The 13245-nt window shown below is 67.9% G+C and carries 13 protein-coding genes; 9 read left to right on the top strand and 4 right to left on the bottom strand.

Features of this window, described 5'->3' with window-relative positions:
* Nucleotides 1–15 precede the first annotated feature (15 nt).
* Genes BMZ02_RS11715 through BMZ02_RS11690 form a run of 6 tightly spaced genes read left to right on the top strand, consistent with a single transcriptional unit; the run spans nucleotide 16 to nucleotide 4444 of the window.
* Entirely contained in the window at nucleotides 16–579 is a 564-nt protein-coding gene (locus tag BMZ02_RS11715) for a YqgE/AlgH family protein (RefSeq protein WP_091643901.1), read from the top strand.
* Nucleotides 576–1010 (top strand): Holliday junction resolvase RuvX, encoded by a 435-nt coding sequence (gene ruvX, locus BMZ02_RS11710; protein WP_091643899.1) that lies wholly within the window; start codon nucleotides 576–578, stop codon nucleotides 1008–1010. The genes BMZ02_RS11715 and ruvX overlap by 4 nt, the downstream gene beginning before the upstream one ends.
* Nucleotides 1007–1513 (top strand): bifunctional pyr operon transcriptional regulator/uracil phosphoribosyltransferase PyrR, encoded by a 507-nt coding sequence (gene pyrR, locus BMZ02_RS11705; protein WP_091643896.1) that lies wholly within the window; start codon nucleotides 1007–1009, stop codon nucleotides 1511–1513. Before ruvX ends, pyrR begins: the two co-directional genes overlap by 4 nt.
* On the top strand, nucleotides 1510–2490 hold the full coding sequence (locus BMZ02_RS11700) for an aspartate carbamoyltransferase catalytic subunit (protein WP_091643894.1): 981 nt from the start codon (nucleotides 1510–1512) through the stop codon (nucleotides 2488–2490). Before pyrR ends, BMZ02_RS11700 begins: the two co-directional genes overlap by 4 nt.
* On the top strand, nucleotides 2487–3770 hold the full coding sequence (locus tag BMZ02_RS11695) for a dihydroorotase (RefSeq protein WP_091643891.1): 1284 nt from the start codon (nucleotides 2487–2489) through the stop codon (nucleotides 3768–3770). Before BMZ02_RS11700 ends, BMZ02_RS11695 begins: the two co-directional genes overlap by 4 nt.
* Nucleotides 3767–4444, top strand: a complete 678-nt coding sequence (locus tag BMZ02_RS11690; RefSeq protein ID WP_091643888.1) for a ferredoxin reductase domain-containing protein — start codon at nucleotides 3767–3769, stop codon at nucleotides 4442–4444. Before BMZ02_RS11695 ends, BMZ02_RS11690 begins: the two co-directional genes overlap by 4 nt.
* 29 nt (nucleotides 4445–4473) lie before the next feature.
* Here BMZ02_RS11690 and BMZ02_RS11685 read toward each other — a convergent pair whose 3' ends face one another.
* On the bottom strand, nucleotides 4474–6231 hold the full coding sequence (locus BMZ02_RS11685; protein ID WP_091643886.1) for a hypothetical protein: 1758 nt from the start codon (nucleotides 6229–6231) through the stop codon (nucleotides 4474–4476).
* Nucleotides 6232–6495: 264 nt separating this feature from the next.
* Between BMZ02_RS11685 and BMZ02_RS11680 the strand changes: the two genes are divergently transcribed.
* Together BMZ02_RS11680 and BMZ02_RS11675 are read left to right on the top strand one after the other, a co-directional pair.
* Nucleotides 6496–8754, top strand: coding sequence for an acyl-CoA dehydrogenase (locus tag BMZ02_RS11680; protein WP_091643883.1), 2259 nt, complete (start codon nucleotides 6496–6498; stop codon nucleotides 8752–8754).
* A 121-nt stretch (nucleotides 8755–8875) separates the two neighbouring features.
* Nucleotides 8876–9190, top strand: a complete 315-nt coding sequence (locus tag BMZ02_RS11675) for an HPF/RaiA family ribosome-associated protein (protein WP_091643881.1) — start codon at nucleotides 8876–8878, stop codon at nucleotides 9188–9190.
* A 33-nt stretch (nucleotides 9191–9223) separates the two neighbouring features.
* Here BMZ02_RS11675 and BMZ02_RS11670 read toward each other — a convergent pair whose 3' ends face one another.
* Nucleotides 9224–10075, bottom strand: coding sequence for a bifunctional nuclease domain-containing protein (locus BMZ02_RS11670; protein WP_091643878.1), 852 nt, complete (start codon nucleotides 10073–10075; stop codon nucleotides 9224–9226).
* Nucleotides 10076–10133: 58 nt separating this feature from the next.
* Nucleotides 10134–10577, bottom strand: coding sequence for an acyl-CoA thioesterase (locus tag BMZ02_RS11665; RefSeq protein ID WP_091643875.1), 444 nt, complete (start codon nucleotides 10575–10577; stop codon nucleotides 10134–10136).
* Nucleotides 10578–10612: 35 nt separating this feature from the next.
* On the opposite strand from BMZ02_RS11665, the gene BMZ02_RS11660 reads away from it, so the two are divergent.
* Complete coding sequence (locus tag BMZ02_RS11660) at nucleotides 10613–12073, top strand: amidase (protein WP_091643873.1); 1461 nt, start codon at nucleotides 10613–10615, stop codon at nucleotides 12071–12073.
* Between the two features lie 43 nt (nucleotides 12074–12116).
* On the opposite strand, the gene BMZ02_RS11655 is transcribed toward BMZ02_RS11660, so the two are convergent.
* Nucleotides 12117–13241: a PilT/PilU family type 4a pilus ATPase gene (locus BMZ02_RS11655; RefSeq protein ID WP_091643870.1), complete on the bottom strand. Its 1125-nt coding sequence runs from the start codon at nucleotides 13239–13241 to the stop codon at nucleotides 12117–12119.
* Nucleotides 13242–13245: the final 4 nt, after the last annotated feature.

The following is a 13245-nucleotide window of genomic DNA, read 5'->3' as shown; positions in this document are numbered from 1 at the left end:
ACGGATACTGACACCATGGACGAGCATGCATCCCTGACCAATCATTTCCTGATCGCCATGCCCACGCTGGAAGATCCGAACTTCCATCAGACCGTGGCGTACATGTGCGAGCACAATACCGAGGGGGGGCTGGGCATCATCATCAACCGCCCCACCGACGTCACCCTCGGCGAGCTGCTGGAACACCTGGACATCACGCCGGCGACCGCGGAGATCGCCGGCAAGACCGTCTACATGGGTGGCCCGGTCCAGCGGGAGCGCGGGTTCGTGCTGCACAGCCCCGATCAGCAGTGGGACTCCAGCCTGCAGGTCTCCGAGCAGGTCTCGGTCACCACCTCACGGGACGTACTGGCCGCCATCGCCGAGGGCAAGGGGCCGGAACGCTATCTGGTCGCCCTGGGTTACGCCGGCTGGGAGCCGGGGCAGCTCGAGGAGGAGCTGGCCCAGAACGCGTGGCTCAACGGCCCGGCCGACCCGGAGATCATCTTCGCGCGGGGTGCCGGCGAGCGCTGGCAGGCGGCCGCCGCACTGCTCGGGGTCGACCTCACGCTGCTGTCCTCGGACGCCGGACACGCGTGACCGGGGCGACCCTGCTCGGCTTCGACTACGGCCGCCGCCGGATCGGTGTCGCCGTGGGCGAGACCATCACCGGTGCCGCCCGTCCGCTGGTGACGCTCGACTGCCCGACGGAAGGCCGCCCCGACTGGGAGCGCATCGAGGCGCTGATCCGCGAATGGCAGCCCACCGCCGTGGTCGTGGGCCGCCCGGAGCACGCGGACGGCACCGGCAATGCGGTCACCCAGGGCGCCGAGCGGTTCGCGCGGCAGCTGCAGGGGCGGTTCGGGCTCACCGTCCACCTGGTGGACGAGCGGCTGAGCTCGCGCGCCGCCGAGGAACGGCTGGCCGAGACCGGCAAACGGCGCCGCCACGGTCGCGGCCCGGACCCTGCAGTTGATAGCATGGCGGCCTGCATCATTCTCGAAACCTGGCTGGCGGACCAATCCCCATGACGACACTTGCCTCCGTGGATACGCTGGTACGGCAGATGAGCGACGACCTGCGCACGGAGCTGAACCGTCGGGGGGTGGGCGCCCCCGCCATCATCGGCATCCACTCCGGCGGTGCCTGGATCGCGGAGGCCCTGCACCGGGAACTGGCGCCGGACACCCCCCTGGGCACCCTGGACATCGCCTTCTACCGGGACGACGTGGGCACCCGTGGCGTGCACCCGCAGGTGCGGCCATCGAACCTGCCGTTCAGCGTCGATGACCGGGACATCGTCCTGGTGGATGACGTGCTCTACAGCGGTCGCACGGTCCGGGCCGCCCTGAACGAGATTTTCGACTTCGGCCGCCCGCGACGGGTGCTGCTCGCCGTGCTGGTTGACCGGGGCGAACGGGAATTGCCTGTGGCCGCCGATGTGGTGGGCACGCGCATCACCCTGAACGACGGGCAACGGGTCAAGCTGCATGGACCCGACCCCCTGGAACTCACCATTCAGGATCCCGCATGAACCGACGCGACATTCAGCTGGACGAACACGGGCGGCTGCGCCACTTTCTCACCACCGAGGGACTGCCGCGGGACCTGCTCGAACGCATCCTGGATACCGCCGGCTCGTTCACGGGCGTGATCGAGAAATCCATCAAGACCGTCCCCCTGCTCCGGGGCCGCACCGTGATCAACCTCTTCTTCGAAGCCAGCACCCGGACCCGCACCACCTTCGAGCTGGCGGCCAAGCGGCTGTCATCGGACGTGCTCAACATCGATGTGGCCACGTCGGCCACCTCCAAGGGCGAGAGCCTGCTGGACATGCTGCGCAACCTCGAGGCCATGCAGTGCGACATGTTCGTGGTGCGCCACGCGGAGAGCGGCGCCGCCCATTTCATTGCCGAACACGTGGGCGACGACGTGGCCGTGATCAACGCCGGCGACGGCCGCCACGCCCATCCCACCCAGGCCATGCTGGACATGTACACCATCCGCCGCCACAAGGGCGCGTTCGAGCCGCTGCGGGTGGCCATTGTCGGGGACATCCTCCACTCCCGGGTGGCGCGCTCCCAGATTCACGCCCTCAACGGTCTCGGCGTCGGCGAGGTGCGCGTGGTGGGGCCACGCACATTGCTGCCCAGGGACGTGGAGCGCCTGGGTGTGCACGTCTACCACGACATCACCGAGGGCCTGCGTGACGTGGACGTGGTCATCACCCTGCGCCTGCAGCGCGAGCGCATGCGCGGGGCCCTGCTGCCGAGCGAACAGGAGTACTACCAGCTCTACGGCATTACCGGGGAGCGCCTGGCGCTGGCAAAGCCGGACGCTATCGTCATGCACCCCGGCCCCATCAACCGCGGCGTGGAGATCGAGTCCGCGGTGGCCGACGGCGAGCGCTCGGTCATCCTCAACCAGGTGACCAACGGCATCGCCGTGCGCATGGCGGTCATGTCCATGTGCCTGGAAGGACGCGGCACGCCCGCCGAGGAGGACGCATGAGCGGCAACACGCTGATCCGGGGCGGGCGGATCATCGACCCGGCGGCGGACGTGGACCGGGTCGCGGACCTCTACATCGTCGATGGGCGCATCGCCGGGCTGGATACGGCGCCGGACGGCTTCGCCCCCCGGGAGACCATCGAGGCCGGCGGCAGCCTGATCCTTCCCGGCCTGGTGGACCTGGCAGCGCACCTGCGTGAACCGGGAGCAAAGCACAAGGCGGATATCGTCCACGAACTCCGGGCCGCGGCCGCGGGCGGCATCACCACCGTCTGTGCCTCCCCCGCAACGCAGCCGGTGATCGACAGCACCGCCGTGCTCGAGCTGGTCCAGGGACAGGCCGAGAAGGCGCAGGCCAGCCATCTTGCTCCCCTGGGCGCCCTGACCGCCGGACTGGACGGCGAGCACCTGAGCCAGATGGCCGCGCTCACCCGTGCAGGCTGCGTTGCCGTCAGCGACGGCGGCCGCCCGGTCGGTAACCGCCTGGTCCTGCGGCGCGCGCTGGAGTATGCGGCGACCTACGGCATCACGGTCATGCTCACCCCCCAGGACCCGGACCTGACCTCCGGCAGTGCCATGCACGAGGGTTGGGTCGCCACCCGGCTGGGCATCGCCGGCATCCCGGTCGCGGCGGAAACCACGGCCCTGGCCGTTGCCCTGGCCCTGGTGGAAGAGACCGGTGCACGGGTGCACTTCAACCGGCTGTCCTCCGCCAGGGGCGCCGCCATGGTTGCCCGGGCACGGCGTGAAGGCTTGCCGGTCAGCGCCGATGTGGCCATGCATCAGCTGTTTCTGACCGAGATGGACGTCAGCGGCTTTGCCAGCCTGTGCAATGTCCAGCCGCCGTTGCGGGGGGATGGCGATCGCGCCGCCCTGCGCCAGGCCGTGGCGGACGGCACCATCGAGGCGGTGTGCTCGGATCATCAGCCCCACGACGCGGATGCCAAGGCGGCGCCTTTCGTCGCCGCCGAACCGGGGATCTCGGGTCTGGACACCCTGCTGGCCCTGACGCTGCGGCTCCACGACGAGAACCTCCTGCCCCTGCCCGACGCCATCGCCCGGGTGACCAGCGGCCCGGCGGGCGCCCTGGGGCTCGCGGCCGGTACACTGCAGCCCGGCGCCCCAGCGGACCTCTGCATTGTCGATCCGGCAGCGCCCTGGTGGCTCACCACCGACACCATGCGCAGCCGCGGACACAACACGCCGATGCTGGGCTGGGAGCTGACGGGGCGCGTGGCAAGAACGCTCGTGGGCGGCGTGACCGTCCATCAGGCCGCTTGACCGCCATACTCGCCAACACGGCGCTACCGGGCGGCGGCCGTCTGCTACGGCTGGACAGCGACTGTGCCGGACAGGCAAGGCCGGGCCACTGGTTCCGGCTCACCGTGGCGGGACAGGAACACCGCCTGGCGGTACTGGATGCATCGCCTCGGGAAGGCTGGCTCGCCTTCCAGGCACCGGCGGCCTTGGCGGACGTGACCCGGGGCGCCCCCTGCGACAGCGACGGACCACACGGCAGCCCGCTCCCCGATCCCGCGGGCGAGCGCCAGCAGGTGGTGGTCAGCGACGAGACGGGCCTGCCCGCGGTGCTGTTCGCCGCCGCCCGGGGAGAGCCCGTGGCACTGGCGCTCATCGCCCTGGAAAGCGAAATTCCGGACGTCCGCCTGCGCCCCTCGCGCTTCGTGCTGGAGGGGTTCGAGGCCGGCGCCATCGCCGGCGTCGGTGCACTGGAGGATGCGGGCATCCCCAGTCGGGTAGCGCACCCCACCCCGCTGCCCGGTTGTCAGGAAGGCGTGCTGGCATCGCTCGTGGACACGTGGTTGTCGACACGATCCGCCCATGAACGCTGGCAGATGGCCGTCACCGTGATCGGTTCCACGGCCCGTGTGCATGAACTCACGGCACTGCTGCGCGGCCGCGTCGGCGAACACCACACCTGCCCGCTGCCGGCGTAATCCGGCGCGGGCAGGCTGGACACGGGCGGCTATCGCGAGATGTCGAGCTGGTATGCGCCACCTTCTTCGCGGACAAGGGGGTAGACGCGCAGCTGGTATTCACCAGCCTCCAGTGATTCCTCCATAACCGGGGTGCGCGTAACGCTTGTGACGCCCTCGGGCGCATAGGCCTCCACACCTTCGCCGGACAGCAACATCTCGGCATGGAAGTCTGCCGCGTCCAGCTCGATGCGATACTCCCCGGATTCCGGGATCACCACGGTGTGCTCGTTGCGCTCACCGCTGGGCACCACGGCGGCAACGGACTCCCCATCGCCCAGTGAGGCTGGGCCACGGAGGGCATCCACGTCGCCAAGGGTTTCCGCTGTTGCCTCCAGGGTGTATGCGCCACGCTCCCGCTGGCCGAAGGCCCCAGCCACCACCTCGTACTCCCCCGGCTCCAGCAGCGCATGAATACGGGCGTTGTATTGCTCACCGCCGTCATCATTCTCGATGTGGACGTCGTCGCCGGTGAGGGTCAGGTAGGTGTCGAAATCGTTCGACTCCATGTCGATGATGTAATGACCGGCTTCTTCGATCACCAGCGCATGGACCGAATCCCGCTCCCCATGACGCCGCCCCTGCAACGCGACACCCGGCTCCAGGTCCGCGTCGCCATCATCATCGTAGGCCCGTGTGACGACATCGACGGTATACCGCCCGCCGGTTCCTTGCGACGCGGCCAACTCCAGCTGATACTCACCTGCAGGAAACGCATCTTCGATGATCGCGTCCTCTGTGCGCCAATCAGGGCCGGCGGACAGGGTAATCTGCTCACCCTCCAACTGCACCTCTGGACTGAACTCACTCGCCTGCACGACGATGGCCACCGCGCTCGCCTCATCAAGCTCCAGGGTGTAGGCAACCCTTTCGTCGGACTGCAGAAAACCGGTGGTCTCGCCGTCACGCAACGTTGCCTCTCGATCCGCCGGAGCTGGCGCGTCCGTATCCACCGCATGCGCCTCCAGGGTGACAATACCGGGAACCGGGGGCCGGTAGCCGTAGTCTTTCAGCGCCAGCTCCTGCTCACCTTCATCGAACCAGGCGTACAGGCTGAGCCGCCCATCCGCACCCGCACGCCTTTCAATCGGGTTACTGCTCCCGGGATTGGCGACCAACGCGACGATGTCATGAGCTGCCTCCAGGTCCACCCGATAATAGCCGGCGGTGTCGACGTCGAAACCGAGGCGGGTGCGGTCCCCATCGAACCACGCCGGAAACGCCTCCTCCGGAACAATACGGTCATCGCTGTCCAGGCTCATGGTGTCCGTCTCCACGCGTACCGGCCCGAACTCATCGGCCTCCTCCGCGCTGACGGTCAAGTCGTAAACGCCGCCTTCTGTCGACCGGTAGGTCATCACCGGGTTGCGCTCGTGTCGCGAGCACCGGTAGCAGCCGGTGCCGGGACGCCCCTCCTGCGCGGTCACCATCTGGTTTCCGCGCTCATCGTAGAGAGCCAGTACGCCCGGGAAACCGGTATTGAGCTCGAACGTCACCACGTCGCCTGCGGGGATCTCGACCCGGAAACGCTGGTAACGGCTGCCGCTGTTGGGGTTGTAGGGGGAGCGGGTTGTCAGCTCGCCTTCCGCCGTGTCGCCCGGCGTCAGACTGGGTACTTCGGGGGTGTCTGTGTCGGTTTCGCCGCCCTGTGGCAGTGCCCCGGTCTGGGCAAGCAGCAGCCCGACCACACCGCCGGCCAGCACCAGGCCGCCGCCCACGACGACACCGATTCCACCAGTGAACCGCATGAGGATCTCCTTATCACGTTGTCACAATTCCCTATGAAGCGCCGGATTATAGAAGAATCATCGCGGCTGTCGAGACCCGGCCTGCCGGTCGACACCCAACACTTGACCATACGGGAGAGTATGGTAAAACGTCAGCTAACCTGATGGTGATCCCCAGCCGCTCTGCGGAACAGACACATCATGGCATTCGCCCGCGGCGGATCCGCGGGAACGCAGTCGTGTTACGCCTCGTCAGACCACCGAGCCGTGACCGGGAGGATGATTATGTTTTCTGCACTGATGAACGTCATGCGCGCCAAGAACATGCTGCCGCGCATCTCCGACACCGAGCGCCAGGCCCTGGAGGCCGGCACGGTCTGGATCGATGGCCAGCTCTTCTCCGGCAACCCGGATTTCAAGGGCATGATGGCCGAGTCCTACAATCAGCTCTCGGACGAGGAGCAGGCGTTCCTCGACGGGCCGGCTGAAGAGCTCTGCCAGATGATCGACACCTACGAGGTGGCCCGCACCCGTCGCGCGCCCGACGACGCCGTCGACTTCATCAAGAAGCAGGGATTCATGGGCATGATCATTCCGCGGGAGTACGGCGGCAAGGGGTTCTCCACCCTCGCGGTCTCCTCGGTCATGGCCAAGGTCAACAGCTATTCGTCCACGGTGGGCACCTTCGTGGTGATCCCCAACTCCCTGGGCGCCGCGGAGCTGCTCAAGCACTACGGCACCGACGCGCAGAAGGATCACTACCTGCCGCGCCTGGCCAGTGGCGAGTATGTGCCGTGCTTCGGGCTGACCGAGCCCACCGCCGGGTCCGACGCCGCCTCCATCAAGGCTGAGGGCGAGGTCTTCAAGGACGACGCCGGCGAGGTGAAGATCCGCCTGAACTTCCGCAAGCGCTACATCACCCTGGCGCCGGTGGCGAACCTCATCTCCCTGGCGTTCCAGATGCACGACCCGGACAACCTGCTGGGCAAGGGCGAGTACCCCGGCATCACCGTGGTGATGCTGCACAAGGGCACGCCCGGCCTGCACAACGGTGACCACCACATGCCGGTGGGCGAGGGCTTCTACAACGGGCCGATCATCGGCGAAAACGTGGTGTGCTCCCCGGACCAGATCATCGGCGGTGCCGAGTACGCCGGCCAGGGCTGGCGCATGCTCATGGAGCAGCTCGCCGGCGGCCGCGCCATTTCCCTGCCCGCGGGCGCCATCGGTGGCATGAAGTCCACCGCCGCGGTGACCGGCGCCTACTCCATGGTCCGGCACCAGTTCGGCATCCCCATCGGCTACATGGAAGGCGTGCAGGACAAGGTGGCCGGCATCGCCGCCATGGCCTACATGTTCGAGGGGGCGCGGGTGTACTCCTGCTCCGCCATCGACGGTGGCGAGCAGCCCCCGGTGATCTCGGCGCTGCTGAAGTCCAGCAGCACGGAGATGGTGCAGCGCCTGCTCACCGACGGCATGGATGTCTTCTCCGGCGCCGGCGTCATGCAGGGGCCGAACAACATCCTCGCCTCCGGCTACCACGGTGCCCCGGTGGGCATTACCGTGGAAGGCGCCAACATCATGACCCGGACCCTGATCATCTTCGGCCAGGGGGCGACCCGCTGCCATCCCTACGCGCTGCCGCTGGTCAAGGCCATCGAGGACGGCGACGCCACGGCATTCCGGCAGCGGCTGCTGGGCTGGCTCGGACACACTGCCAGCAACTGGGGTCGCACCAAGGTGCGCGGCCTCACCCGCGGCTTCAGTGCCGGCAGCCCGGTATCGGGCCCGACGGCCACCTACTACCGCCGGCTGGCCTGGGCGTCGTCCCGGTTCGCACTGCTCACCGATCTGGCCATGTACTTCATCGGCGGCAAGCTCAAGGCCAAGGGCAACCTCACCGGCCGCTTCGCCGACGCGCTTACATGGCAGGTACTGGCCCTGTCCGCGCTGCGCCGCTTCGAAGCCGAAGGCCGGAAGGACGAGGACCTGCCGGTGGTGCAGTACGCCTGTGAGCACGCCCTGGCGAAGATCCAGGAGGCGTTCGAAGGCATCCACGCGAACTTCGACGCGCCGGTGGTGGGCTGGTGGCTGCGCAAGCCGGCAGCCTTCTTCCTGCGGATCAACCCGCTCTCCCAGGGGCCGAGCGACAAGCTGATCGCCCCTACGGCCGCCGCCATCCAGGCGCTCAACGACCAGTACCGGCGCATTACCAACGGCGTCGCACGGGCATCGGAGAGCGCCCCCGGCGCCGGCCGCCTGCTGAAGGCATTCCGGCTGCACCAGGAGGCACTGCCGATCATGGGCAAGATCCAGAAGGCCCAGAAGCAGCGGAAACTGTCCCGCGGGCTGGCCTACGAGGTGATCGCCGAGGCGCAGGAGAAGGGCGTGATCACGGAGACGGAGGCACGCCAGCTCCAGCAGGCCAACGACGCCGCCATGGACGCCATCGAGGTGGACGTGTTCACCGCGGACGAGTACTTCGCCTCCACGGCGCTGCCGTCCCACGGTGAAGCGGAACACCGCCCCGCCGCCAACGCCTGACCCGGGCGTAAGGCGACCGACCTGGCCCCGGGATGCTTCCCGGGGCCAGGCTCCCCTTGAAAAACACCGCTGCTTGCGCCAGATCCTTATACAGGTAGAGACGACGCAAGGAGTTGTGACAATGCATCTGCAGATCAATCCGGCCCAGGGGGTCACGGTTTCCGAAGCACTGGAGGGACACCTCCGGCAGCGTCTTGAGACTATCGAGCGGCGCTTCGGCGACCAGCTCACCCGGATCGAAGCCTACTTCACGGACGTCAACGGTCCGAAAGGCGGTGTCAATAAACAGTGCAAGCTGGAAGCGCGCCCGCGCGGGCTGGACCCGGTTGCTGCAGAGCATCTCTCGGAGAACGCCTACGATGCAGCGTCCGGCGCCGCAGACCGGCTGGAGAAAGTGCTGGACAAGCGGTTCGGCAAGCTGGAAAGCCGGTCCTGACGCCGCGGGGCGCCAGGACCGACAGGCGGCGGCTCAGAGGGTAATGCCCTCGTCCCGCCGCCGGTCCGGGACATCGGTGGGCACTTCGATCTCCCGCTCCTCTCCCTCATCCACGTAGCGGATCCGCGCCCGTTCACCGGACGGAGTGTCACGCACGAGATCAAGGAAATCCATGGGCGTCTCGGGCGTTTCATCATTCACGGCGACGATGAGACTGCCTTCGGTCAGGCCCACATGGGCTGCGTGGCCACGCACACCGCTGACGATCACCCCGGCCTGGTCGCCGATATCCAGCGCATCGCGAAGGTCATCCGTGGCCTCGACAACGGTGATCCCCAGGGCCGTGACCACCTGGTCGTCCTCGATGCCCTCGTATTCGAGGTCCTGACCGGCCTGCAGGATCTCCGGAGATACCAGGATCCGCGCACCGGTCCGCACCGCCAGGGCCAGGGCATCGCTGGGCCGGGTGTCCACCAGCACGGGCTCGTCTCGCCCGGCAACGCTGAGTTCCAGCATGCCGTAGTAGATGCCATCGGAGAGGTCGTCGACCAGCACCCGCTCAAGCGTCGCATCCAGGCCCTCGAGCACATTGCCGATGAGATCGTGTGTCTGCGGGCGCGGGACGGGCATGTCCTGCTGCGCCATGAGAATGGCCCGCGCCTCGGCCAGCCCGATCCGGATGGGCACCACGTCACCGGACTCCGGCTCCCGCAGCAGCACCAGCGGCGTCCCGCCCGCGCGGTCCACCCCGATGGTGGCCAGCTCCACGGGCACCATGTCGTCCGGATCCATGGCCAGATCGCGGGCGTGAGCCGCGCCCAGCATCGCGGTCAGCACAACCGCCAGCACCAGGGCCACGCCCTGACGATATACCCCGTAACGCATCAAGACCTCCCGCGACAGGCCGCCGCACGCGAACCGGACTCCCATCCTCCCACCGAATCTACCCCGAGGGAACCAGCAACCGCTCCAGCGCCACCCGCAGCGGCCCAGGGATGGGCACTGACCGGTTCTCGGCGCGATCCACGAACACGTGGACGAACTGCCCGTGCGCACAGAGCTCTGCCTCGCCGGCCCTGAAGATCCCCACGCCGTACTGCACGGAGCTGTTGCCCAGCCGGTCCACGCGCAAGCCGGCCTCCACCGGCTCCGGAAATGCGACCGGGCGGTGATAACTGCAACTGGAGCTGACCACCAGCCCCACCACCGGTGCGTGATGGATGTCCAGGCCGCCGGCTTCGATGAGATAGTGGTTCACGGCGGTATCGAAGTACGAATAGTAGGTCACGTTGTTCACGTGCCCGTAGATGTCATTATCCATCCAGCGGGTGGTGATATCGCGGAAGACCCTGTAACCCTGTCGTCCCGGTATTTCGCTCGCGCCCATGATGACTCCCGTTCGTCGGCTGTAAGGACCGTGAAATGAATTTCGAACAATACCGGCGTCATGATGCCACGGGGCTGGCACAGCGGGTCAGCAGCGGCGAGGTCACCCCGACCGAACTGCTCAGGCTCGCCGCGGGCCGCGCGGAGGAGACCAACAGCCAACTCAACGCCATCAACCGGCTGCTCCTCGACCGGGCCGAACGGACGCTCTCGGTGCCGCTGTCCGGCCCGTTCGCCGGCGTCCCGTTTCTGGTCAAGGACCTGGCCCAGGACGTGGGCGGCGAGCCCACCAGCATGGGCAGCCTGGCATTCGCCCACACGCCGGTGGCGGAGGACTCCACCTTCGTCCGCCGCGCCGATAACGCCGGACTGGTCCTGTTCGGCAAGACCAATACGCCGGAGCTGGGCCTGAAGGGCGTCACCGAGAACCGGACCTTCGGCGCCACCCGCAACCCCTGGGACCGCGACCGCACACCCGGCGGCTCCAGCGGCGGCGCGGCCGCGGCGGTGGCCGGGGGTATCGTGCCCATGGCGGGGGCCAATGACGGCGGTGGTTCCATCCGCATTCCGGCCGCCTACTGCGGCCTCTTCGGGCTGCGCCCGGGGCGCGGGCGGGTTCCCGTCGGGCCCCGGTTCCACGAGATCTGGGAAGGCGCGTCCAGCGACCACGTGCTCACCCGCAGTGTTCGCGACAGCGCCCATATGCTCGACATCCTGGCAGGGCCGGATACCGGTGCGCCGTTCCACGTCGCGCCCCCGGAGCGCCCCTACAGCGAAGAGCTGCAACACGCGCCCGGTCGACTGCGGATCGCCTTCAGCACCCGTTCGCCCCTCGGTGCGGCGGTCGACCCCGCCTGCCGGGACGCGGTGGAGAAGACGGCCCGGCAGCTCGAGGCGCTCGGCCACACGGTCGAGGAAGCGGAGCCGGCAATCGACGGCATGGCGCTGGCGCGCTGCTACCTGACGCTCTATTTCGGTCAGGTGGCGGCCATGGTCACCGACGGGCGCCCGCAGGATTTCGAGCTGGACACGCGGGCGCTGGCGATGCTCGGCCGGGCTCTCACCAGCGGCGAGTATGTCAGGGCGCATCAGCAGTGGAACCACTTCGGCCGCACCCTCGGGCATTTCTTCCAGGATCATGACCTGTACCTGACCCCCACCACCGCCGCCCTGCCGGCACGCATCGGCGAGCTGGAGACGCCCCGGGTCGAACAGCTCGCCCTGCGCCCCCTGCTACGGCTCGATGCCGGTCGGCTGCTCATGAAAACGGGGGTGGTGGACAAGCTCGCCTTCCGCAGCCTCGCGCGCACGCCCTTCACCCAGCTGGCCAATCTCACCGGGACGCCCGCCATGTCGGTGCCGCTGCACCGGAGCACCGACGGGCTGCCCGTGGGCAGCCAGTTCATGGCGCCGGTGGGAGGCGAAGGGCGGCTGCTGCGCCTCGCCGCCCAGCTGGAACAGGCCCACCCATGGTGGGATCACCTGCCTCCGGGCTAGTCCGGGAGTCCGTGCGTTCGACGCGCTCCGCCGGGCCGGGCCACTAGCGGTCGTCGTCGGCCAGGCGCATGTCATCGGCCGCGGCGACATACTGCTGCTCGCGGTCCTCGGCGCCGAGCTTGGCCTGCAGGCGCACCTCGTTGGCGGAATCGGCGTAGCGGATGGCGTCGTCGTAGGTAATCCGGCCTTCCTGATACAGCCGGTAGAGGTGCTGGTCGAAGGTCTGCATGCCGTGCTCGTTGGAACGCTTCATGATGTCCTTGAGCTCATGCACCTCGCCGGCCCGCAGCTTGTCCTGCACCAGTGGTGTGCCCAGCAGCACCTCGATCGCCGGAACCCGCCCGCTGCCGTCGGGCGTCGGCACCAGCTGCTGGGCCACCACGCCCTTGAGGTTCAGGGAGAGATCCATGAACAGCTGGTTCTGCCGCTCGGGCGGGAAGAAGTTGACGATCCGGTCCATGGCCTGGTTGGCGTTGTTGGCGTGCAGCGTGGCCAGGCAGAGATGGCCGGTCTCGGCAAAGGCGATGGCGTAGTCCATGGTCTCGCGGGTGCGGATCTCGCCGATCAGTATGACGTCCGGCGCCTGACGCAGGGTGTTCTTCAGCGCCACCTCGAAGGAGTCGGTATCGATGCCCACCTCGCGCTGGGTGATGATGCAGCCCTGGTGCTGGTGGATGAACTCGATGGGGTCCTCGATGGTGACAATGTGCCCGGTACTGTTCTGGTTGCGATGGCCGATCATGGACGCCAGGGAGGTGGACTTACCCGTGCCGGTGGCGCCGACGAACATCACCAGCCCGCGCTGGGTCATGGCCAGATCGCGCAGAATCGGCGGCAGGCCCAGCTCGTCGAGCTGCGGGATGGCGGTCTCGATCCGCCGCAGCACCATGCCGGCGTGGTTGCGCTGGTAGAAGGCGCTGACGCGGAACCGCCCCAGCCCCTTGGCGCTGATGGCAAAGTTGCACTCCCGGCTCTCCTCGAACTCCCGTCGCTGCGCCTCGGTCATGATGGCCAGCACGAGTTGACGCGCCTGATCCGGGGCGAGTTTGCCCTTGGTCACCGGGGCGATGCGGCCGGCGATCTTCATGGACGGGGGCATGCCCGCGGTGATGAACAGATCCGAGGCCTTCTTGTTGACCATGAATTCGAGCAGGGCGTTGAAGTCCATTGCG

It is taken from the genome of Aquisalimonas asiatica (genome assembly GCF_900110585.1).
Taxonomy (GTDB): Bacteria; Pseudomonadota; Gammaproteobacteria; order Nitrococcales; family Aquisalimonadaceae; genus Aquisalimonas; species Aquisalimonas asiatica.
Note: the sequence above shows the minus strand (reverse complement) of the source record. Positions and strands in the feature narration are given on the sequence as shown.